This window comes from Nosocomiicoccus sp. HMSC09A07 (assembly GCF_001808485.1).
GTDB classification, from domain to species: domain Bacteria; phylum Bacillota; class Bacilli; order Staphylococcales; family Salinicoccaceae; genus Nosocomiicoccus; species Nosocomiicoccus ampullae_A.
This window is the reverse complement of sequence record NZ_KV793627.1, coordinates 128,619-151,587: the sequence shown is the minus strand read 5'-3', so window position 1 is coordinate 151,587 and position 22,969 is coordinate 128,619. Positions and strand designations below refer to the sequence as shown.

25 protein-coding genes are annotated in these 22,969 nt (G+C 33.9%); 3 read left to right on the top strand and 22 right to left on the bottom strand.

The features are described 5' to 3' along the window. Position 1: 1 nt before the first annotated feature. From HMPREF3177_RS01525 to HMPREF3177_RS01500, 6 genes are all read right to left on the bottom strand, one after another. On the bottom strand, positions 2 to 1,054 hold the full coding sequence (locus HMPREF3177_RS01525) for an NAD(P)H-dependent glycerol-3-phosphate dehydrogenase (protein WP_070456515.1): 1,053 nt from the start codon (positions 1,052 to 1,054) through the stop codon (positions 2 to 4). Positions 1,055 to 1,070: 16 nt separating this feature from the next. Beyond that, positions 1,071 to 2,381, bottom strand: coding sequence for a ribosome biogenesis GTPase Der (gene der, locus HMPREF3177_RS01520; protein ID WP_070456513.1), 1,311 nt, complete (start codon positions 2,379 to 2,381; stop codon positions 1,071 to 1,073). 93 nt (positions 2,382 to 2,474) lie between these two features. Then, positions 2,475 to 3,656, bottom strand: coding sequence for a 30S ribosomal protein S1 (gene rpsA / locus HMPREF3177_RS01515; protein WP_068128415.1), 1,182 nt, complete (start codon positions 3,654 to 3,656; stop codon positions 2,475 to 2,477). A gap of 55 nt (positions 3,657 to 3,711) precedes the next feature. Further along, positions 3,712 to 4,308 carry a lysophospholipid acyltransferase family protein gene (locus HMPREF3177_RS01510; RefSeq protein ID WP_068128413.1) on the bottom strand — a complete coding sequence of 199 codons (597 nt, stop codon included), beginning with the start codon at positions 4,306 to 4,308 and terminating at the stop codon, positions 3,712 to 3,714. Then, entirely contained in the window at positions 4,298 to 4,957 is a 660-nt protein-coding gene (gene cmk / locus HMPREF3177_RS01505) for a (d)CMP kinase (RefSeq protein ID WP_070456511.1), read from the bottom strand. The genes HMPREF3177_RS01510 and cmk overlap by 11 nt, the downstream gene beginning before the upstream one ends. A gap of 15 nt (positions 4,958 to 4,972) precedes the next feature. Then, a complete protein-coding gene (locus HMPREF3177_RS01500) occupies positions 4,973 to 5,929 on the bottom strand; it encodes a LysM peptidoglycan-binding domain-containing protein (protein ID WP_070456509.1) in 957 nt (318 codons plus the stop codon). 152 nt (positions 5,930 to 6,081) lie between these two features. Here HMPREF3177_RS01500 and HMPREF3177_RS01495 point away from each other — a divergent pair, with 152 nt between their 5' ends. After that, on the top strand, positions 6,082 to 6,333 hold the full coding sequence (locus HMPREF3177_RS01495) for a ferredoxin (RefSeq protein ID WP_102167314.1): 252 nt from the start codon (positions 6,082 to 6,084) through the stop codon (positions 6,331 to 6,333). A gap of 78 nt (positions 6,334 to 6,411) precedes the next feature. Here the strand turns inward: HMPREF3177_RS01495 and HMPREF3177_RS01490 are convergent, their stop codons facing one another. From HMPREF3177_RS01490 to HMPREF3177_RS01430, 13 genes are all read right to left on the bottom strand, one after another. Further along, positions 6,412 to 6,981: an ECF transporter S component gene (locus tag HMPREF3177_RS01490; RefSeq protein WP_068128407.1), complete on the bottom strand. Its 570-nt coding sequence runs from the start codon at positions 6,979 to 6,981 to the stop codon at positions 6,412 to 6,414. Then, positions 6,978 to 8,630 (bottom strand): ATP-binding protein, encoded by a 1,653-nt coding sequence (locus HMPREF3177_RS01485; RefSeq protein WP_168161296.1) that lies wholly within the window; start codon positions 8,628 to 8,630, stop codon positions 6,978 to 6,980. Before HMPREF3177_RS01485 ends, HMPREF3177_RS01490 begins: the two co-directional genes overlap by 4 nt. Before the next feature lie 44 nt (positions 8,631 to 8,674). Beyond that, a complete protein-coding gene (locus tag HMPREF3177_RS01480) occupies positions 8,675 to 9,385 on the bottom strand; it encodes a response regulator transcription factor (RefSeq protein WP_068128401.1) in 711 nt (236 codons plus the stop codon). A 12-nt stretch (positions 9,386 to 9,397) separates the two neighbouring features. Next, complete coding sequence (gene ccsB, locus HMPREF3177_RS01475; RefSeq protein WP_070456505.1) at positions 9,398 to 10,603, bottom strand: c-type cytochrome biogenesis protein CcsB; 1,206 nt, start codon at positions 10,601 to 10,603, stop codon at positions 9,398 to 9,400. 5 nt (positions 10,604 to 10,608) lie between these two features. After that, entirely contained in the window at positions 10,609 to 12,267 is a 1,659-nt protein-coding gene (locus tag HMPREF3177_RS01470) for a cytochrome c biogenesis protein ResB (RefSeq protein WP_070456503.1), read from the bottom strand. 1 nt (position 12,268) lies between these two features. Continuing rightward, complete coding sequence (locus HMPREF3177_RS01465; RefSeq protein WP_070456501.1) at positions 12,269 to 12,811, bottom strand: redoxin domain-containing protein; 543 nt, start codon at positions 12,809 to 12,811, stop codon at positions 12,269 to 12,271. A gap of 82 nt (positions 12,812 to 12,893) precedes the next feature. Beyond that, positions 12,894 to 13,625, bottom strand: coding sequence for a pseudouridine synthase (locus HMPREF3177_RS01460; protein ID WP_070456499.1), 732 nt, complete (start codon positions 13,623 to 13,625; stop codon positions 12,894 to 12,896). Beyond that, positions 13,618 to 14,169 carry an SMC-Scp complex subunit ScpB gene (gene scpB, locus HMPREF3177_RS01455; RefSeq protein WP_070456497.1) on the bottom strand — a complete coding sequence of 184 codons (552 nt, stop codon included), beginning with the start codon at positions 14,167 to 14,169 and terminating at the stop codon, positions 13,618 to 13,620. Before scpB ends, HMPREF3177_RS01460 begins: the two co-directional genes overlap by 8 nt. Then, a complete protein-coding gene (locus tag HMPREF3177_RS01450) occupies positions 14,169 to 14,876 on the bottom strand; it encodes a segregation and condensation protein A (protein WP_068128390.1) in 708 nt (235 codons plus the stop codon). Before HMPREF3177_RS01450 ends, scpB begins: the two co-directional genes overlap by 1 nt. Positions 14,877 to 15,013: 137 nt before the next feature. Next, positions 15,014 to 16,186, bottom strand: a complete 1,173-nt coding sequence (deoB, locus tag HMPREF3177_RS01445) for a phosphopentomutase (protein WP_070456495.1) — start codon at positions 16,184 to 16,186, stop codon at positions 15,014 to 15,016. A gap of 16 nt (positions 16,187 to 16,202) precedes the next feature. After that, on the bottom strand, positions 16,203 to 17,093 hold the full coding sequence (gene xerD / locus HMPREF3177_RS01440; protein WP_070456493.1) for a site-specific tyrosine recombinase XerD: 891 nt from the start codon (positions 17,091 to 17,093) through the stop codon (positions 16,203 to 16,205). Then, a complete protein-coding gene (locus tag HMPREF3177_RS01435) occupies positions 17,083 to 17,541 on the bottom strand; it encodes a ferric iron uptake transcriptional regulator (RefSeq protein ID WP_070456491.1) in 459 nt (152 codons plus the stop codon). The genes xerD and HMPREF3177_RS01435 overlap by 11 nt, the downstream gene beginning before the upstream one ends. Before the next feature lie 86 nt (positions 17,542 to 17,627). Next, positions 17,628 to 18,179 (bottom strand): NUDIX hydrolase, encoded by a 552-nt coding sequence (locus HMPREF3177_RS01430; protein ID WP_070456489.1) that lies wholly within the window; start codon positions 18,177 to 18,179, stop codon positions 17,628 to 17,630. Between the two features lie 82 nt (positions 18,180 to 18,261). On the opposite strand from HMPREF3177_RS01430, the gene HMPREF3177_RS01425 reads away from it, so the two are divergent. Beyond that, positions 18,262 to 19,245 (top strand): aldo/keto reductase, encoded by a 984-nt coding sequence (locus tag HMPREF3177_RS01425; protein WP_070456487.1) that lies wholly within the window; start codon positions 18,262 to 18,264, stop codon positions 19,243 to 19,245. 12 nt (positions 19,246 to 19,257) lie between these two features. Here the strand turns inward: HMPREF3177_RS01425 and rnz are convergent, their stop codons facing one another. Then, positions 19,258 to 20,181: a ribonuclease Z gene (gene rnz / locus HMPREF3177_RS01420; protein WP_070456485.1), complete on the bottom strand. Its 924-nt coding sequence runs from the start codon at positions 20,179 to 20,181 to the stop codon at positions 19,258 to 19,260. 97 nt (positions 20,182 to 20,278) lie between these two features. Here rnz and HMPREF3177_RS01415 point away from each other — a divergent pair, with 97 nt between their 5' ends. Then, positions 20,279 to 21,124 (top strand): helix-turn-helix transcriptional regulator, encoded by an 846-nt coding sequence (locus HMPREF3177_RS01415; protein ID WP_070456483.1) that lies wholly within the window; start codon positions 20,279 to 20,281, stop codon positions 21,122 to 21,124. A gap of 25 nt (positions 21,125 to 21,149) precedes the next feature. Here HMPREF3177_RS01415 and HMPREF3177_RS01410 read toward each other — a convergent pair whose 3' ends face one another. Together HMPREF3177_RS01410 and HMPREF3177_RS01405 are read right to left on the bottom strand one after the other, a co-directional pair. After that, the gene (locus tag HMPREF3177_RS01410; RefSeq protein ID WP_070456481.1) at positions 21,150 to 22,265 is read right to left on the bottom strand and encodes a M20/M25/M40 family metallo-hydrolase; all 1,116 of its coding nucleotides are present in this window, start codon (positions 22,263 to 22,265) and stop codon (positions 21,150 to 21,152) included. A 209-nt stretch (positions 22,266 to 22,474) separates the two neighbouring features. Beyond that, positions 22,475 to 22,912 (bottom strand): BrxA/BrxB family bacilliredoxin, encoded by a 438-nt coding sequence (locus HMPREF3177_RS01405; protein ID WP_040928324.1) that lies wholly within the window; start codon positions 22,910 to 22,912, stop codon positions 22,475 to 22,477. Positions 22,913 to 22,969: the final 57 nt, after the last annotated feature.

Sequence of the window (22,969 nt, the reverse complement as noted above, 5' to 3'; positions counted from 1 at the left end):
TTTATTTCTCCGCTTCTAAATGATTTCTCATAATTTCTAATAAACCTTCCGTTTCAGACTTTCTTTCTCTCATCATTAAAGAGATTAAAGCATCTGTCTCAGAGATTGATTCAAATAAATATTCGTACAATACATTCGTAATCGGCATATCGACGTCGTGAATTTTTGCAAGCTCGTATGCTGCTTTTGTCGTGTTAACACCTTCGACGACCATTCCCATATTTTCAACAATATCGTCGAGTGACTGTCCACTAGCGAGCATCTTCCCACATCTGAAGTTTCTAGAATGTTCACTCATCGCTGTTACAATTAAGTCACCGACACCTGTTAATCCCATAAAAGTTAAAGGATTCGCACCCATTTTAGTACCGAGTCTTGCGATCTCATGAAGACCTCGCGTAATAACAGCAGATTTTGTATTATCTCCAAATCCTAGACCATCTAAAATACCAATTCCAAGGGCGATAATATTTTTAAGCGCACCGCCTACTTCCACGCCAATTAAGTCATTGTTTTCATACACTCTAAAGTATTTATTTATAAATACATCTTGAATTTGCTTTTGACCTGTTTTATTTATTGAGGCTGTACTTACTGTTGTCGGTTGTTTTAATGCGATTTCCTCTGCGTGTGATGGTCCACTTAAAATTGCGACGTCTATATAATTTTTTTCGTCAATTTCTTCAATGATAATTTCAGACACACGTTTATGAGTACCTAGTTCTAATCCTTTAGCAACGTGACATATTAACACTTGTTTATCTAATTCATTTAAATAATCGTTAATTTGTTTACTTACAGTTCGGACTGCTTTTACTGGAACTGCGAGTATTAATATATCACCATGCTTAATAGCATCTTTAAGATCATCTGTCGCTTTAATTGTCTCACTTAGCGTAATATCTTTTAAATAGTTTTTGTTCGTATGATCTTTGTTGATTTCTTGAACAGTACTTTTATTTCTGCCGTACATTAGTACATGATGATTGTTAGAATCGAGTATCATTGAAAGACTTGTACCAAAACTACCTGTCCCTATAATTGTTATATTCATAAAACTCTCTCCTATATTAATTTCGACGACGTGTAATGATATGAATTGGTGTTCCTGTAAAGTCAAAAGCTTCTCTTAAACGATTTTCTAAGTATCGCTTATAACTAAAATGCATGAGCTCTGGATCGTTTACAAAAACTACAAACGTCGGTGGTGCGACGCTGACTTGAGTCCCGTAGAAAATATTTAATCGTTTTCCTGTCTTATCTGTCGGTGTAGGATTCATTGCAACACTATCTACTAGCACTTCGTTTAACGCACTCGATTGAACGCGTTGCTTATGTGCATTATCGACTGTATGAATAAGTGGGAATAACGTATGCACACGACTTTTAGTTTTCGCTGAAACGAATGCAATTGGTGCATAATCTAAAAATCTAAATTGATCTCTAATCTTTAGTTCGAATTTACGCATCGTTTGTGTATCTTTTTCAACGGCGTCCCATTTGTTAACGACAATAACAATTGCTCTTCCTGCTTCATGTGCAATTCCTGCAATGCGTTTATCTTGTTCTCGAATACCTTCTTCGCCGTTTAAAACGAGTAAAACTACGTCGCTTCGTTCAATCGCAACGTTAGCTCGTAATACCGAATATTTTTCTGTGTTTTCGTACACTTTTCCTCGTTTACGAATACCCGCTGTATCGACAAATGTATAGTTAAACCCGTCTTTTTCAAGTTTTGTATCGATAGCATCTCGAGTCGTCCCAGCAATATTCGAAACAATGACACGATCTTCACCGAGTATTGCGTTGACTAAACTAGATTTACCAACGTTCGGTCGTCCAATTAAAGAAACTTTAATTGAGTCATCTTCATCCACTTCATAGTTTAATGTACTAAAGTTTTCAATGACTTTATCTAGAACATCACCTAATCCTAAACCATGAGAACCAGATACTGGATAAGGGTCGCCTAGACCTAATTCATAAAACTGATATATTTCTGAACGCATTTCGTAAGAATCGATTTTATTGACCATTAATACGACAGGTTTTTTTGAACGATGTAAAATATTTGCAACGTGAACATCATCATTTGTAACACCTTCACGTCCATTTACTACCATTACTATTACATCAGCTTCATTAATTGCAATTTCTGCTTGTACTGAAATTTCATTTTGGAATAAGTTGTCATCGAGTTCAATTCCACCAGTATCTATGATATTAAATTCATGACCGAGCCAATCTCCTGTAGCGTATATTCGGTCTCTTGTAACGCCTGGAGTATCTTCTACAATTGATTTTCTTTCTCCAATAATTCTGTTAAATAACGTGGATTTTCCAACGTTCGGTCGTCCCACGACTGCTACTGTAGGTATCATTCAACTTCCCTCATTTCTCTTATATTTTATCATAACTCTAATTTTATTCTATAAAAAAATAAAGAGCGAGTTCCCTCGCTCTTTTACGTAAGATTAAAGACCTAAATCTTTAAGTTTATCACCTAAAATATCTCTTAATGTAGGTGCATCGTCTTCTTCGTCTTTATAAACTGTTTTATCTTTTTGTTGAACTGAACGTTGTGGTTTTTCTTTTGTTGCTTTAATTGAAAGTGATGTTTTTTCGTCTTCTTCGTTGAATCCGATAATTTTAACATCGACTTCTTCTTCTGCTTTTAATACGTCTTGTGGGTGTTCAACATGATCATATGAAATTTCTGATACGTGTACAAGCCCCTCTACACCTTCAGCCACTTCTACGAAAGCACCGAAGTCTACTAGGCGTTTAACAGTTCCTTTTACGACGTCACCGACTTTATGATCGTTGAAGAATTTATCGAACGGACTGTCTCCAGCTTGTTTAATTGAAAGTGATACTCTTTCGTTATCTTTGTCTACTGAAAGAATTTTAACGTTGACCGTGTCACCGATTGAAACAGCATCTTCAACGCTATCTACTCTGTTGTAGTCAATTTCTGAGATGTGTACGAGACCATCTACCCCATTAACATTAACGAAAGCACCGAAGTTTGTTGTACGAACAACTTCACCTTCAACGACTTCACCTTCTTCAAGTGAATCGAAGTTTTTAAGTAATTCTTCTTTTTCAGCTGCTTCTTCTAAAACGCGTCTGTTTAAAATAATACGGTTATTTTCTGGATCAACGTCTTCAACTTTAACGTCTAGAGTTTGACCATCAAATTGAGTAAGGTCTTCAACGAATTGTGTTGAAATAAGTGATGCCGGGATGAAACCACGTGCACCGACGTCAACAACTAATCCAGCAGGAACAACCTCAATTACTTCTGCTTGAATTGTTTCATCGTTATCTTTTTTTGATTTTAAGTCATTGTATGCTTCTTCTGTCTCATATTGACGTACAGAAACAACTACTGTTGACTCATCTTCGATTTTAATTACTTTAGCTGTAAGCTCATCATCAAGACTTACAATCTCATCTGTTGTATCAATTCGTTTTGAAGTTAATTGACTAATTGGAACGACTCCAGTCGTACCGTCTTCAAGTTCAACTTCTACAAATTTTTCTTCAACTTTAGAAACTTTACCAGTTACAACGTCGCCTTCGTTGTATTTAGACTCAACAGTTTCTATGTTTTCAACTTCTAAGTTTTCTTCAAATTTTTCTTCGTTTGTCATACCGTTATCCTCCAATTTTAAAACGCTTAATACTATTAAGTTCCTATAAATCTAGCTATTTGTCAAGGTGTAAAGGTCCATTTAACAAATTATTTAGATTATTTTCTAAAATTTTCGTAATATCTTTTCTCTTTAATCCATCTTTCCTTAACTCATCTGTATATATTGGTTGACCGAATATAATCGTTACGCCATTTTTATCATCATAATTTCCACGTACAGCAACTGGCACAATCGGCGCTTTTGCACTCATTGCGATAAAGCTTGCACCTTCTTGAAGAGGTCTTAACTCATCCTTTTTATCTTTGTTACGTGTCCCTTCAGGAAACATTAAAAGCATACGCCCCTCTTTTAATGCCTCGATCGACGTTTTTAATGCCGCACGATCTCCTTTACCTCTATTGACAGGTATTGCATTTAAATTACGGATTGCTGCTCCGAATAATTTGTTTTTAAACAGCTCAGATTTTGCAAAAAATGACATCTCACGTTTTACGGAAATACCAATTGCTGGTGGATCGTGTAATGATTTGTGATTTGCAGCGAGTAAAACTGGACCTTCTTTTGGAATGTTGTTTTCACCGATGACTGTGATTTTATGACGGACTCGGTAATATAACGTCACAAATACTTTCATAATTTTATAAAACATTGTCGTTAATCCTTTCGCGTGCATAATTTAAAATTGCCGATGCAACTTCGTCAATCGTCATATTATCAGTATTAATCTCTATTGCACTGTCTGCTTTTTTTAAAGGTGAATGTTCGCGGTTCATATCACTTTCATCACGTGCGATGATTTCTTTAATTAAATTATCTAATGTAATATTATTTCCACGAGCTTCTTCTTCAATAAGTCGACGTTTTGCACGAATTTCAGGACTCGCTGTTAAATAAATTTTTAACTCAGCATCTGGAATTACAACAGTACCGATATCTCTACCGTCCATTACAATACCTTTATCTGCTGCTATTTCACGTTGCATATCAACGAGATAATCACGTACAAAATCGATCGAAGCAATAGAACTTACTTTATTTGTTACTTCACTATTACGAATATCTTTCGTAACGTTCGTATCGTTTAAAAATACATCTCCAGATTCATTAAAATTTATTTTAGCGTCTGTAATATTTGATTCCGTAAGTGATTCACTTAGATTCAGAGAATATAAAGTAACCGCTCGGTACATTGCACCGGTATCTAAATATTTATAATTTAAATGGTTCGCAACAATTTTTGCGATGGTACTTTTACCAGCGGCAGCAGGACCATCAATTGTTATATTAATTTTTGACATTCATGACACCTTTTCTTATGGAATAATGAGTTCTTGACCAACTGTTAAGTTGTTTCCTGAAATACCGTTCGCGCTTCTTATTTTCTGGATGTTTTCTTCTGTACCAGCTCCGTAATATTTAAGTGCAATTCGGTATAAGTTATCTTGCGCAGTAACAACGTGTGTCGCTCCGACTTTTTTCTCTTCTTCTTCTTTCTTTTTAGCCTCTTCAGCTTGGCGTTCACGTTCTCTTTCTTCAGCTGCTTTTTGTTCGGCCTTCTTTACGTCAGATTCTTTCTTAGACGAGATGACTGATTGACCAAGCTTTTCAAGACTTGCGATTTGTTCTTCAGAGTATTTCGCTGGCAGATTACCATCTTTGTTTGAAGCGACTTCTTCACCGTCTTTATTATCTTTACTCTTTTTATTAGAGTTACTATCTTTGTTTTTTGCAAACTGCTTTTCTAATTCAGCTTTTTTACTTTCAAATTCTTTGTCAATTTGTCTCGTGTTCTCTTCTTTTTTATCGCTTGCAACAGATTGTTCATCTATACCGTCACCTGAAGGCCAAAAGTTAGAGACAATCATTACACCTAAAACGAGAGTTAACGGAATTAAAAGTGCGAGTAAAACGAGTAGAGACTTTTTATTTTTATTGTTTTTAATTGATTGAGTGTTTAAATGTTTGTTTTTAAAATCTTTTAACTTTGATTTTGATTGCTGCATCTCTTTAGAAAACTGATCACCATATTTCGATGAAGCACTCTTGAAGGATGCTAAAATTGCAGCAATTACAGACTTATCGTCATCTTTTTTAGGTTTGTTTTCTTTTTTATTTTCATTTTTTACAGTTTTATTTTCTTCACGATTATACTTCGCGCTACGGCTGAACTGTTCGTCTACTTTATTTTTTCTAGATCGACGTCTTGTTCGTTCATCTTTATTTGTATCAGTACGTTTATGCTGTATATCTTTATAAAAATCATCTTTCATAATACATTCCTACCCTACATACATTAGTACTTTTATTATAGTCTTTTTTCCTATACTTTTAAAGGGAATTCGAAAGCGAGGAATTTTTGAAAAGCAATTGGTTGAAAAGAAGAAATAAACACCTTAATATAGTGTTATTAAGAGGTGACAATGTGACGATTAAATATACTATTTCTGACCAGGACACTTGTATTGCTTGTGGAGCATGTGGAGCATCAGCGCCGGATATTTTCGATTATGACGATGACGGGATTTCGTACTCCATACTCGATAACAATGAAGGTATAACACCTGTTCCTGAAGAACTCCTTGGTGACCTTGAGATGGCGTATCTAGGGTGTCCGACAGATTCCATAAAAGTAGCCGATGAACCGTTCGACGGAGATCCGTTAAAGTTTGAATAAAAAAGAGTACTCTGTTTTTAATGAGCTGCACCCCTAAAGTTGGACACTAAAATCCAACTTTAGGGTAGCACATCAGTTTTACAGAGTACTCTTTTCTTTTTGCTTTTTCAGTATTGGAATTAATTTTGTGTGAACGATATAGATGACTACACCGAGTAAAATACCTTTTACGATGTTAAATGGAATGATACCTACTGTTACAAGTGTTTTTACGTTTTCAAACACTGCACGCTGATCTAAAATCATTCCATATAATGGTAATAAGATAAAGTAATTAAGTATCGATAACACGAACGTCATGAATAGTGTACCGACGACAATTCCCGTTATTAAACTTTTGCTCGTTTTACTTTTAACATAGATAATATATATCGGAATTAAGTAACTAAGTGATGCGAGTAAATTCGCTATCGGACCGATTGGTTCACTGGAAACGAGAAAACCATATATGATAATTTTTATAACTATAATTAAAACTCCGACTCCACCACCGAATAGTATAAATCCTATATAGGCAGGAATATCTGCAATATCAAACTTTAAAAATGGTGGAAAGAATGGTAGTGGTACGCTTATCAGCATGAGTATAAAAGAAATCGCTGATAAAATACTAATCATAATTATTTTGTAAATCTGTGACTGGTTCATAGTTGTTCTCCTTTACTTAACGTCATAATAAATGTCGTGCCTTTTTCGTACTCGCTATCAACCGTAATTGTTCCTTTATGGCCATTAATAATACTTTTTACGATACTAAGTCCAAGACCTGTACCTTGTTTACCTCTGGTTCTTGCTTTATCTTCTTTATAGAAACGTTCAAATATACGATTTAGCGTTGAAGCTTTCATACCAATACCTGTATCAGATAATGTAATCACTACATGAGTGTTCGTTTCGTCAATGTTTATTGAGATAGTATCTCCGTCTGAAGTATATCTAATTGAATTATCGATTAAATTCGTAAACACTTGGTACATTTTATCATAGTCAAAAGGAACGAGAGAATTATTTAGCCTATTTTTAACTCTAAAGTTCAACTGATTTTTCTTCATTTCATAATCAAATCGCTTCTGTAAATCAGCCATCAACACGTTTAAATCATTTACTTTAATATTAAATAATCCCGATTCAGTTTCTAACTTATTAATTTCAATTAACTCGTTGATTAAGTGATTCATACGGTCAGATTCTTCTTTAATAATACTTAACATATTCTTTACTTCTTTTGGATCAGTGACAATTTCATCTAGTAATGCCTCAGTATAACCAGTGACCATAACCATTGGAGTTTTTAACTCATGAGATACACTCGATATAAACTGTGCGCGCATCGTCTCTAGTTTCTTCTCATGCGACACGTTACGGATAGTCATCGTAACACCTGTTTTTGACTCTGCATAATTCACAGGTGTAAAGAAAATTTCAATATACGTATCTGTATCTAGCTCTTCAGTAATCGAATAAGATTCAAAGTTTTCCCGACAGCGAATAATACATTCGTTAATTTTTTCTATTAAGCTTTCATGCTGTGAAATCTCTTTGAACCATGTATTACCTTCTTTATTTCGGTAAATTTGACTGTTTGATTCATCAAAAAATACTATACCATCAGAAATTGATGTGAATATTGATTCTCTCAAGTTTTTCTCATACTCGAGGTTATCGATATTTCCTTTAATATCTTCACTCATCTTATTAAATGCAAGTGTCAATTCTCCGATTTCATCAAAATTTTTAACTTCTAATTTTTGGAATTTTCCACTTGCCATTTTTAACGAAGCATTTCTCAAATCAATTAATGGATCAGTAATTCTTTGGATTAAAATAAAAGCAAATAACGTCGTAACGATAAATAATACAAAAGCACTCACTGATATGATCATCGTAATATCACGTATCGATTTATAAATCGGTGACATATCCGAGTATTTTATAAGCATTGTATCTGTATCATAGTACTGCGTCATATTAAGCACTTTTACCATGTAATCGATGTTTTCTTCATCTTTAACGAAAAAAGTATCCTCTTGTAGGCCTTCACTATTTAAAATGTAGTTAAACACAGATCGGTCTGTCTCTGTATTACTCGATACAAATTGACCGTCTTGGTAAATGATTAAGTTCTCTTCAGTAATTACTTTTGTAGATTCAATGACAGGTTCGTGTTGACTGAGTATTTCTTGTTCTATACGCTCTAAATCGTTTAATAGTTTTTGATCGCTACTATTTAGAGCGTAGTTTCTAAAGTAAAAAGCTAAACTAATGGACAATATAATTAAAACTGCGGTTACTATCATGATGATAGTAAACCACAGTTTTACAACTAAACTATTTTTAATCGTCATTCTGTAACCACGAATTTATATCCGACGCCCCAAACAGTTTGAATCATTAAACTTGCATCGACAGATACATCATTTAACTTCTCTCTCAAACGTTTAATATGTGTATCGACTGTTCGTAAATCACCGTAAAACTCATAATTCCAAACCTCTTTTAACAGTTCTTTACGATCGAATACTTTGTCAGGATTTTCAGCTAAAAATAGTAATAACTCGTACTCTTTCGGCGTTAAATTTACATATTGTCCATCTACAGTTACTTTGTGTGCGTCGTTATCAATTTCTAGATGCTCATAGACGATAATGTCGCGACTTGATGAATCGAATTTCATATACGCAGTTTGTGATGAACGTTTTAAAATAGCTTTAGTTCTCTGTAACACTTCACGTGGAGAGAATGGCTTTTTAACGTAATCATCAGCACCTGCTTCAAAACCTTCTAATACGTCATTTTCTTCACCTTTAGCAGTTAATAAGAGAATCGGTGTTGACTTATGCATTCTTAGCTGTCTCGTCACTTCAAACCCATCTTTTCCAGGCATCATTACATCTAAAATAATTAAATCAAAGTCTTCATTCAGTGCAAGTTCTAAAGCATCGTCACCATTATCTGCTTCTGTAATTTCATAATCATCTGCTTCTAAATATAAGATGACAAGTTTACGAATTCTTTCTTCATCATCTACAACCAATACTTTACGTTTCGACATTTCGTCACCTCTTTAAGCGTATGAATGTAAGCCAGCGACAATTAAGTTAATTGCGACTAAGTTGAATAAGATTAAGAAAAATCCTGCAACGGCTAACCACGCTGATTTTTCACCTTCGTACCCTCTATTAATACGTAAGTGTAAGAAAATTGTATAGAACATAAACGTAATAAACGCCCATGTTTCTTTCGGGTCCCAGCCCCAGAATCTACTCCAAGCTGCTTGTGCCCAAATTGCTGCGAAGAAAATACCACCTAATGCAAATAATGGGAAACCGATTATTACTGAACGATATCCAATGTCGTCCATTAAGTTTAAGTCGGCTTTATTTGCAACTGGTTTAAGTAATGTGTAAATACGTCTTCTTAAAATGAGTCGTAATAAACCATAAACAATTAAACCGACACCAAGAGACCAAATCACCGTATTTAATGAATGAGCTTTAATGATCGGTGGCACTTCAATACCTGTTGTAAAGTGTTCTGTGCGGTCATATTCATTATTTCCTAAATGCTCAACTGGAATTGAGTCTTTATAGTTAATTAAGCTTGGTAAATTATACGTTACAACGGATTCATTCCCTTGCTGATCAACGTAGAAGAAGTCTGCTTCGTATTTCACGACACCGCGCATAAGAACCATCATTAACGTATATGTCAAAATGACGATTATAAAATACGTAATTGCTTCTAGAGAAAATGATCTCCAAGACTTTTCATTCTCCGGAATAATTTTTAGTAAATAAATGAATCCCGCAACAGCACTCATCGATAATATCCCGTATGAAATCGTTACTGTTATTACGTGAATTGCAAGCCAGTTACTTTGTAACGCTGGAATAAGTGGTGCAACATCTGTTGAGAATAACGCACCATATCCAAGTAATAATAACGAAATAGGAATCGCAAATAATCCAAAAACTTTCGTCTTATAGTAGTGATACGTTACTAAGTATCCAAAAATTAGCATGATAGAGAACATTGCAATAAATTCAAAAAGGTTTGATACTGGCGCATGTCCAGTTGCAAGCCATCTAAACACAAAATATGCAAGCTCTAGTACAAATGCAAGAGTAACAATCCAAACTGCTATATTCGCGTAACGCGCTGATCTTTTAGAGCTAATACTCATACCAAGTGGTACGAGTGATATAAGTAATAAAATAAATCCTATATAAATTGAGATGTTACTTATTTTTAATAGTAGATGATCGGTCATAACCATTATCCTTTCATTCGTTCGTTATGAACTTTTGAGTCGCTATCTTCTACATAGCCTAAATTATACTTATCGAGTGCTTCATTAATCTCTTTTGTAATACTGTAGTAGTTACGATTCGTATGTGCTGCAAGTGTAAGACCATTATCAGTATTAATCCATATACGTCTATGGTTAACATATGAACCGATAAACACACCGATTAAGAAAATAACAAAACCTGCACCGATTAAGAACATCGTTTTATCTTTCTTAAGTGTTAATACACTAACAACTTCGTTTTCCATCGATACAAATTTAATACTGTATTTATTATCTTTGGAAATATCTGTTGTATTCTGTATTTGAATGAGAGAATACTCCTCGCTACCTTCACTGTCATTAACTTCAAATAAGAATGCAGGATTTCGTGGAACAGGTGTGTTAGAAATTAACGTTCCGTTATTACCAACTCCAGCATAGTCTGGTGCAAACGACCTAAGTTGGACTTCAAAGTCATTTCCATCTTTACCTTTAACTTTGTACGTATCCAAGTAATCTTTAAAGACAATCTCAAACGGCTCGGATAATACATTCCCTTCTTTATCTTGAAGTTCAAACGTCATCGACTTCATTGCAGACATATCAAAGCTCGACTGGTATAAGTGATAACTGTCATGTATAAACGGATGGTTTACTTTTATTTCAGCTTGATCGATTTCTTTTAAATCAGGTTCTGAACCTACGATATCTGCAGAGTCATTTTCATAAAACGTAATGTTTGTTTGATAGTTACTTGCAAGTTCACCTTGCGTACTTAAAGATTTATCGAACACTGATCCTGAATCCTTATCGTACGTGTCAATAATAAATTTGTCGTTACGAATATAATATTGACCACCTGTACCTGGAAGTTGTACCGTCTCTCCTTCAGGTGCATAGACAAGTTCATCTAAATACATTCCAGGGAAGAAGCGAAGCATACTTCCGATTAATAATATAATTAATCCAGTATGATTAATGTACGGACCATAACGAGACAAACGCCCCTTTTCAAGGAGGTACGAGTTATCTTCTTTGCGAATATTATATTTTTTCTTTTTAAATTCACTAATTAACTGATCAACATCATCATTTGCTACATCTTCATTATGTAGGTATATTCTTTGTCTTTTGTAGTATGAAGGGTGTTTTTTAATCCCTTGATTATATAATGTTTTAAATAATGGTACTCCACGGTCGATACTTGCCGCAATAATAGACAATGCGAGCATTGCATTTAATAGTAAGAACCACCATGAAGAATATAAGTTATGGAATCCTAAACTATAATATAATTTTCCAAACGAACCATAGTTTTCATAGTAATAATCACTTGCATTTACACCGACAGGAATAAAGTATTCTTGTGGTAGAATCGTTCCGATTGCCGATGCGATAGCAATTAACGCGATAATAATGACACCGTTTCTAATGGAAGTGAAAAATATCCATATTTTATCGAATAAAGAAGACGATTTTACTTTAGAACGAACTGCACTTCCATCATAACGCATGACATCTTTAATTTTCTTTTTGTCATAATCTTCATTAATCAGTAATCCACATGACTGACATAATTGAGTACCCGGTGGATTGACATGTCCACAGTGCGGGCATTTGATTGAATCATTTTCGCTAGACATATTATTCACCTTTATCATTTAATGCTTTTATAAAATCTTGTATGTCTTCTTGAGTTAACTGATATTCTTGTTTTTTAACAATTTTATTATTTTTATCAACAGCAATCGTCGTTGGTAAAGGTCCAACGTTATAAGCTTTAGTTACGCTACGATCACTATCCATAGCCATTCTTAAGTTGACTTCTTCTTCAAGGCTGTTTAAGAATTGATTTATTTGTTGTTTGTTTTCTGAAACATTGACTGTAATAATCTCATAATCACTACCATCACCTAAATCGTTCGCTTCACTTAAGTGTGGCATTTCTTCACGACATGGTTTACACCATGTACCCCAGAAGTTGATGATGACTCCTTTTTCTTTAGTGAGTTCATATAGATGTATGACCTCACCTTCTGTTGTTTTCAATTTAAAATCTACAGCGGTATCTCCGACTTTTGTCGATTGATTTTTCGATGAAAAATTGAACCACAGAGTCACAGCAGTTAATACAACGATTCCGATAATAATCGTTATACGTATGATATTACGTACGGATCTACTCAATGAACGCTCCCCCCTCTTTAATATCTTATATATATTATAGCATTTATAGTATCTTGTTTTTGACAGAACTATGACAATTAAACTACTTCAAAACTGCTTTTGCATGTCCGACTAATTGTTTAACTTCATGTGGTGTTAAGAAACGATATTCACCAGTCGGAACTCCTTCGATTGTTAAGAAATCGTATCCGATACGCTTAAGTTTAATTACTTCTGCATCAAAGTATTCAAACATACGACGGACTTGATGGTTTCTACCTTCAGTAATTGTTAATTGTACAATCATATCCATATCTTTTTTATCTCGAATTACTTCAACGATTGCTTTAGATGTTTTACCGTCTTCTAACATAATGCCGTTTTCTAATTCTTTAAGTTCTCTGTCCGTTAAACTTCTACTTATTTTTGCACGGTACGTTTTTTCTACTTCATAACGTGGATGGGTCATATAATTTGTAAATTCTCCATCGTTTGTGAGTAATAAAATTCCCGAAGTATCGTAATCTAGACGACCAACTGGATATATGCGCGTATTTAAGTGGTCGAACTTGTCTACAACCGTACGACGATCTTTATCGTCACTTACTGTAGACACCTCTCCAGTCGGTTTATGGTAAAGAATATAAATGGGCGTTTCATTTTCAATTGGAATACCATTAACTTCTACTTTGTCTTTATCAGTAACGAACGTTGCAAGTTCTTTACATACTTTATCGTTTACTTTTACTTGACCATCTAATATTAATTGTTCTGCTTTACGACGGGACGTTATACCTGCATCTGCAATTTTTTTGTTTAATCTAACTTTACTCATCATTTTCTCCTTTTAACTGATTAAAGAATAGTTCGATATGTTCATCTTCTTCAATTTCATCGGCACTTGGTAAATCTGTAATTGTCTCGAGACCGAAAATCTCTAAAAATGTCTGTGTCGTCTTATAAAATGTTCGGCGGTCATTTTCAATGGATACACGTTGAATCAAATTCTTATTTAAAAGTGTCTGAATTGGACCGTCTGGAGATACACCTCGTAACTCTTCAATCATACCTCTTGCTACTGGTTGATTATACGCAATGATAGACAATACTTCCAAAGCTTGGTTTGACAATTTATTACTTGGACGTTCCTTTAATAACTTTAGAATGTATTCTTCAACAATCGGAGTCGTTTTTAAATAATAAATGTCTTCATGAACGAGAATATTTAAGTGTTTTTTATGTTTGTTGTATAACTCTACAGATTGTTCTAACTCATCTTTTGTAATTGGGATATTTTTAATTAATGATGACTCTTTCACACCAATGTCTCCTGCGATATAAAGCATCGCTTCTACGATATCAATTTTTTCTACACTCATTATGCTACGTCCTTTAATTTTATAAATGTATATTCATCGTTATTTTTTTCGAACTTAAATGTGCTTTGGCTAATACCTTCTAACAGCGTTAGGAATATTTGAACGACTTGATATCGTTTTACGCCAGACGAAAACATTTCTTCTAACGTTAATTCATTCTGATTTTCAAACCGTTTTTTTAAAAAGAGTGTCGCTTCCTCATGTGTATACGATTCTGTCGTAATAAAACTGTGTGTATTTTGAACGTCAACTCTTTGTCTTACTTTGTTATAAGCTGTAATGAGTTCTTCTAGGGAAATAGAAAATGTATCACTCACTTCGACTTCTTCAAATTCATGAGGTGCTTTCACTAAAAATTGTTCAGCTGCTTCTTTTAGTTGCTTTAACTCCTCAGCATACATTTTATAGTTCTGATACTCTAGCAATTGTGAAATTAACTCTTCACGCGGATCTTCTGTATATTCTTCAAGTGGCGGTTCAGGTAAAAGCATCTTACTTTTAATTCTTAAAAGCTCGCTCGCCATAACTAAATATTCACTCGCAACGTTAATTTCAAGCTCTGTCATCTGCTTAATATAATTCATATATTGTTCCGTTAAAACTGCCATCGGTATATCATAAATATCAATTTCTAACTCTTTAATAAGATGAAGTAATAAATCGAGTGGTCCGTGAAAGACGTCTAACTCTACTTCATAATTTTTCATAAGTTCACAACCTATCTTTAATTAAAAAAGACTAAACGTGACGTTTAGTCTTAGACGACGTATATCCAGTAAATGAAACCCCAAATTAACGAGACGATCAATATAAATAGAAATACAAATACTTTTGCCTTATCCATTTATTTTATTTCTCCTAAAAAGCTATTACCATGTGTACTAAATTGTACATTAAAATTGTCTGCAATAGTAGCAGCTACATCACTAAAAGTTTTACGGTCATTTATTTTTTTGTAATCAAACTGCTTTTTTGAAGTTACAATTAATGGAACATACTCTCGAGTGTGGTCTGTACCTGTAAATGTTGGATCATTACCGTGGTCTGCAGTGATAATCAGTAAATCATCTTCTTTTAATTTACTAAAAATCACTGGTAAACGGTCATCGAATTCTTTTAATGCATCCGCATATCCTTCACTATCTCTTCGGTGACCATAAACTGCATCAAAATCTACTAAGTTAGTAAATGATAGTCCCTCAAAATCTTTATCCATAACATTGAGTAATTTATCGACACCATCCATATTATTTTTCGTACGAACCATATCAGTAATACCCTGACCGTTGAAAATATCATTTATTTTACCGACGGCATATACTGTATAATCGTTATCTTTTAACGCATCTAATACAGTCGGTTCAAACGGACTGAGTGCATAATCGTGACGATTTTCAGTTCTTGTAAATTTACCTTTACCTTCTCCAATGAATGGTCTTGCAATTACGCGACCAACTAAAAACTCATCGTCTAATGTCAGTTCACGGACCGTTTCACAAATCTCATATAATTCATCGACAGGAATGACCTCTTCATGTGCAGCAATTTGAAGTACAGGGTCTGCTGAAGTATAGACGATTAAATCACCCGTCTTCATATGGTCTTCACCGTAATCATCGATCACTTCAGTTCCTGAATATGGTAAATTACATACGACTTTACGATTCGTTTTTTCTTCTATTTTTTTGATAAGTGCGTCAGGAAATCCGTCTGGATATGTTTTAAATGGTGTTTTAATGTTTAAACCTGCAATTTCCCAATGACCAGTCATCGTATCTTTCCCACGTGATACCTCACTCATCTTCGCAAAAAATGCATTCGGTTGTTCAGGACAATTTAATCCAGGTAATTCTTCTATACATCCTAGACCAAGTGATTCAAGGTTTGAAAGATCTACTGCTTTAGATTCTAACGTGTGTTTTAAAGTGTGTGCTCCTTTATCACCAAAGTTTTCAGCATCTTTAGCTTCTCCTATTCCAACAGAGTCTAATACGATTAAATGAATTCTTTTAAACATAATTAACCTTCTTCCTTTATTTTCGCGGATGAAATTTGTCATACATTTCTTTCACTGATTTTTTAGAAAGATGTGTATATACTTGTGTTGTTGAAATGTCTGTATGACCAAGTAGTTCTTGAACAATTCTTAAGTCTGCACCATTTTCAATTAAATGTGTTGCAAAAGTATGTCTGAATGTATGTGGTGTGACATTTTTTGAAATACCACTCAGTAAATTATACTTTTTAATCATCTTCCATACGCCTTGCCTTGTAAAACTATTACCACGATTTGTTAAAAATAATGCATCCGTATCTTTATCTTTTAGTAGATTGATTCGTATATCGACTATATATTCTTGTAAAAACTCTGCGACGTAATCCGTAATTGGGATAATACGTTCCTTTTGGCCTTTACCGACAACAGTAATAAAACCCATTTCACTATTTACATTGATCGTATTCATTGAAATGAGTTCTGAAACACGGATACCTGTTGCATAGAGTAGTTCCATCATAACTTTATCTCTAATGCCTGACGTCGTAGGTTCCGGTGTATCTAGTAGCTGTTCCATCTCTTCAATCGTTAAACTGTCAGGAAGTGATTGTTCGATTTTTATACTACTCAAAAGTGCAGCAGGATTTTTATCTGTTTTTCCGTCATTAATTAAATATTGATGGAAATTTCTTAACGTTGACTGGAGTCGTGCAAGTGTTTTCGAGCGTTTGCCTTTTTCTTTTTCTTCTTTTAAAAAGTTAATGATATCAGTAGAAGAAACTGTACTAAAAGTAAGGTCTAATTTATCTAAAAAATCGCGATATAAATTAAGGTCTTGTGCGTAAGAGTCTAAAGTACTGTTAGAAAGACCGCGTTCTATTCTTAAAAACGACAGATAATCTTCTATATCTCTTTCGTTATTTTTCATTAATGTCTTCCTTCATTTGGCATTCGTGACATACACCGTGAAATGTCAAACGATGATTCAGTACTTTAAAATTAAACTCGTGTTCGACGATTTGTTCAACGTCATATAAAAGATCATCTTCAACTTCAATAATCTTTCCACACTTTACGCAAATTAAATGATGATTAAAGTGCTTTTCACCAGGCTCTTTAAAATCATACCTTGAGACACCGTCGCCGAAATTTGCTTTAACAATAATTTTTAGATCACATAGTAATTCTAATGTACGATATACAGTTGCAAGACCAATTTCAGGATACTTTTCTTTAACGCGTTGAAACACATCTTCTGCACTTAAATGTTTACTGTTATTTTCAAGTAATACGCGTAACGTGACTTCCCTTTGAGGTGTCAGTTTATAACCTGATTGTTGTAACTGTTCTTTAACTGTTTTCAATTTAGTTTCCACTTGCACCACTCCGATTTTCATAGTTAATTATACTAGAAATGGTGCTTATTTAAAATAGTTTAAATAAAAACGACTGTTTTATGTTCTTATTTATAATTGTTTGAATATAAAACGTGTTGAACTGCGATTAACGTTTTCGCATCTCTAAACACGTTTTCTTTCATTAAGTGTTCTAGATCAGTTATTTTAATTTTTTCAATTTCTAAAAATTCATCTTCATCTAATTTTTGTTCTTCAAGCTCTAATTGATCTGCTTCAAATAAATAGATGATTTCATTAGAAAATCCTGGAGATACATAAAACTCTTGTAAATATTGAACCTCTTTAGCGACTAGACCCGTTTCTTCTTTTAACTCTTTTATAGCTGTTTGTTCAGGTGTATCTTTCGGTTCTATCTTACCAGCAGGAATCTCTAATAAAACTTCTTCTGCCGCAATTCTATACTGTTTTACAAAATACATATATCCATCGTGCACAGCGATAATTCCTACTGCACCTTGATGATACACAACTTCTCTACTACTCGTTTCTCCGTTTGGTAATTCAACATCGTACACAGTAACATCAATAATTTTTCCTTTATAAATATCTTTATGCGATAGTTTCTTTTCAACTAATTGATCATCATTTTGATTCATCTTGTATTACCTCACTATATTCAGTAGTTAAATTGAGTTATACTTATTTATATATATTATTGTAAACGTTAGGAGTGACATTTTGAAACATTTTGTTACTAAAGATAAGCAATCCATTTCACAATTTGCACTAGGTACGATGAATTTACCACTAGATGACCGTGAAGAGTTAAGTGAGATTATTAGATTAGCATTTGAGTCCGGTATTAACTACTTCGATACTGCGGACTTATATCAATATGGGAAAAATGAAGCTGTTATTGGTTCAATTTTATTCGATTACGGACAGTTTTTTGATTATAATATCGGAACAAAAGTAGGTAATGAATTTGATGCAGCACTTCGTGAAAAAATTAAATGGAATCCAAGTGCAGAATATATTAAACATGCTGTTAGTCAGTCAAAACTTCGTTTATCACGCGATGTGATTGACTTATTAATGTTACACGGAGGAACTGTTCACGATAATATGGATGAAACAATCCGTGAGTTTGAGTCATTAAAAAGAAAAGGCGACATTAAAAGTTACGGTATCTCAACTACGCGTAAAAATGTCATTGACTACTACACTGAAAATAGTGATATATCAGTACTGATGGCACCACTAAACATTATCGATAATCGAAGTGAAGAATATCTATCTGACGACTATGTATTTTTAGCCAGAGGTCCGTTAATGCAAGGACTCCTCACTGAAAATTATGATGTAGCACTTAAAACAAAGTTTAAACATGGTTATATGGGATATTCACAGGATGAATTAAGAGAAATTATATTAATGATCAAAGAATATGGCTACCCTCTTGAAGCTATCGCTTATAAATATTTAATGAATAAAAATGTCGTAATCGTACAAGGTGTAAGTACTGTTTCTCAGCTCAAGAAAAACTTACGCCATTATGAAACAGCAAAAACTATACGAGACGAAGTAATTGAAGACATTTGTTCTAAAGTTGAGAAGAAAGATTACAAAGAACATAGAGACCCAAAAACAGTAACACATCAAGAAGAGAACGAAAAAAAGAATGTTTTGAAGAAATTACGTAAAAAAATAAGTCAGCCATAAAAAATGGCTGACTTATTTTTTTCTAGCAATTTCATATTTAAAATAATCGTGTGCAATCGACACATTTGAAGGTAACGTTTTAATAAAGTTCGAAATAAATTCCTCCTCATATCGATTACTAATATGTGTGAATATATAGTGTTTCACACGTAAATCTTTTTGAATACTTAACACGTCATGTATTTCAGAATGATAGTAACTATACGCCTTTTCGTATTCATGATCTAAAAATGTCGCTTCATGAACAACGCAGTCCGCGTCTTTTAGTAAATCGAAATATACTTCACTTTGAAGCGGTCGTGTATCTCCATGAATACATACTTTTCTCCCTTTTATTACAGGCCCTAAAAAGTCGTTCGTATCATAAATAACACCATCATGTACAAACGTATCACTATCTTTTATTTCACTATAAATTGGGCCAGGACGTATACCAATTTCTTTTAACTTTAGAACGTTTAACGCACCTTTTTGATCATTTTCTTTAAATACATATAAAAAACTTTCTATATTATGATCAAGTGTTTTTACCTCTATAGTAACATCTTTAATCGAGATTAAAGATCCATCTTCAATTTCCACTATTTCAACTGGATAATTCAGTATTGTCTCACTCACTTGAAACGTCGTTGTTAACCATTCAGAAAGTCCTTTTGGTCCATAAATTTTTAGTGGTTTACCTTCTCCACCTTGATGCGCACGGCTCGATAAAAAACCTGGTAAACCGTAAATATGATCACCATGTAAATGCGTAATAAATATATGATTAATTTTTGATGGTTTAATAGACGTATTTAGTAAACGATGTTGAAATGCTTCTCCAACATCGATTAAAAAATATTCGTTGAGCTCATCAACCATATCTAAAATTATCGCTTGAGTATGTCGTTTTTTTGAAGGTAAGCCTGCCGCAGAACCTAATATATTAATATACATAGTAACCTCCAGATAAAAGTAATCTAATTATATCACAGTCATCTTGTCTTTTAGACCCCTTCGTGGAATAATATATAAAGGAAAGTAAGGTGACATTATGGACTCTATTCAATTTATAGAACAGTTTATTGTATTCATAGAAGATCATTTACGTGAAGACATAGATTTCGATGAAGTGTTAATGGAAATGGATGTTGAATCTAAAAGTTTTTTAACGCTATTTACCGCTCTCGTTGGGATGTCTCCAGCAGACTATCAAAAACGCCGTCAATTAACTGAAATTGCTTTAGAAATTTATGATGGTCATCGACGTTTAACAGATATTATAAAATACTATAACCATAAAGATTTAGCGCAGTTTAAAGATGATTATCAAAAATTTTTCGGTATAAGCGTGTATGATACTGATAAATATATCGAAGAAATGCCTTTACAATACCGTATCTCTTTTGAAATAAATCCAACGACAAAGCGTGAACCTTTTTCTGAAACACGTTCACTTGATGGGTATCGATTAATTGGTGTCGAAGAATTTTTCAATATGAATAGTTATAATGAGAAAAAGAAAACTCGATACTTAAACTACTTACTAAATAGCGGTATTATTAGCGAAATATTAAAGCATAATAACGGACCAATTAAAGGGTTATTCGTAATGGAACGATATAGTTACGGAGAAATTCAAGTATTCGTCGGCACAGCATCAGATATGAATACACCTTTTACAACGACGTATACACCGAGTGGTTTATATCAAATTTTTGAGTCGGACGGTCAATTAGACGTCGAAACAAAAAAACTTTACGAGTATATATTTAGAAGATGGCTCGTAAAAGAGCACGTTGAGCTAGACTTAACATTTTCAATAGAATTAATAAAAGGACTTACACACTCGATTGACGATTCAGTCATTGTACAAGTATGGCAGTCCATAATTGATTAAAAAAGGCGACATATGTCGCCTTTTATTATTTAGTTGCTTGTAACTCAACCATTTTAATAATAAGTTCTGTGATTTTATATAATTCTTCGAGTGGCATTCTTTCTGATGTCGTATGAATCTCTTCATATCCTAAGCCTAAAATGACTGTGTCGATTCCTTGGCCTGCAAAGATGTTACCGTCACTGCCTCCACCTAAAGAAATAATATTGGGTTCACGACCAATTTTTACGGAAGCATCGCTTGCGAGTTTTACAGCTTCTGATTCTTCCTCTGAATGCAGTGCTGGATACATTAAGTCAATGTCAACATCGACTTCTCCACCGAGTTTATGCGCTGCTTTTTTAAATTCAGATTCAATATGTGCTGTTTGTTTTGCAAGACGATCCTCTTCTAAACTTCTTGCTTCAAGTAACACATATGCATAGTCTGATACGATGTTCGTCGCTTCCCCACCTTTAATAATACCAACGTTTGATGTCGTCATTTCATCGACGCGACCAAGTGTCATATTACTTATCGCTAGCGCTGCGATATTAATTGCAGATACACCGACTTCTGGTTCGATTCCCGCGTGAGCTTTTTTACCATGAATGTGTGCTTCAATTTTATTTTGTGCAGGTGCACGGTTTACAATTGTACCCACTTGACCTGTACCGTCTACTGCGTATCCTATTTTACTTTTAACAACTGAAGTGTCAAAAGCTTTTGCACCGACAAGACCTGTTTCTTCACCAACTGTTACGATAACTTCAATATCACCATGTGGGATATTATTTTCTTTAATTGATCGAATTGCTTCAATTACTGCAGCGACCCCTGCTTTATCATCCGAACCGAGAATTGTCGTTCCATCAGAATACATATATCCATCGCGAACTTCGGGTTTAACTCCGTTACCTGGCTTAACAGTGTCCATATGAACCATAAAACAAATCGGCTCTATTTCTTTATTTCCTTCTAGTGTAAAGAATAAGTTCCCTGCACCGTAACCTGTTTCAGATTGTGTATCATCTTCAAAACCTTTTAATTCAAGTTGATCGAACTCTTTAAATAAACGATTAGCTATCTCTCTTTCATCACCAGATTCTGAATCGATCATTACGAGTTCTTTTAATAGTTCTACTACTCTTTCTTTGTTCATTAATTACACTCCTAGTTGAAAATTATTACTTGAACAAGTAATATAAAATTATATAATTTGAGAAAATGAGGGTTCACAATATGCCGAAAAAAGCACAAAACATTATCATTTGGGCAATGATTATCTTAATCGTTGTTTCAGGTTTATTAATGGGATTAAGCTATCTCACAGCACTATAAGAAAAAGTGGTCCATCAATGGACCACTTTTTTAAATGTCATCGCCGTGTTCCATAAACCATGCTTGCAGATCTGTAATGACACTCATGACATCGTGACCTTCAATTTCATGTCTCTCTATCATATCTACCACTTTTCCGTCTTTGAAAAACGCAAAACTTGGAGATGACGGTAAAAAGTCTGGTGTACGTTCACGAACTGCTTCAGTTGCATCTTTTTCTTGTCCGGCAAAAACTGTATATAAATGTGTTGGTTTTTTGTCGAAGTTTAGTGAGTGAATCGCTGCTGGACGTGCGATACCACCTGCACATCCACATACTGAGTTAATCATCACAAGTGCAGTACCTTCTTTGTCTAACGCTTCATTAACTTCTTCTGGCGTTAAAAGTTGTTCGTACCCAACATCTGTGAGTTCTTTTCTCGCATTTTCCACTAAATCTTCCATATATATTTTAAAATCTAAATCCATAGATAGCACCTCTTTACTGTAATAATTAAAGTGTAATGTTAAATATTTTATTTGTAA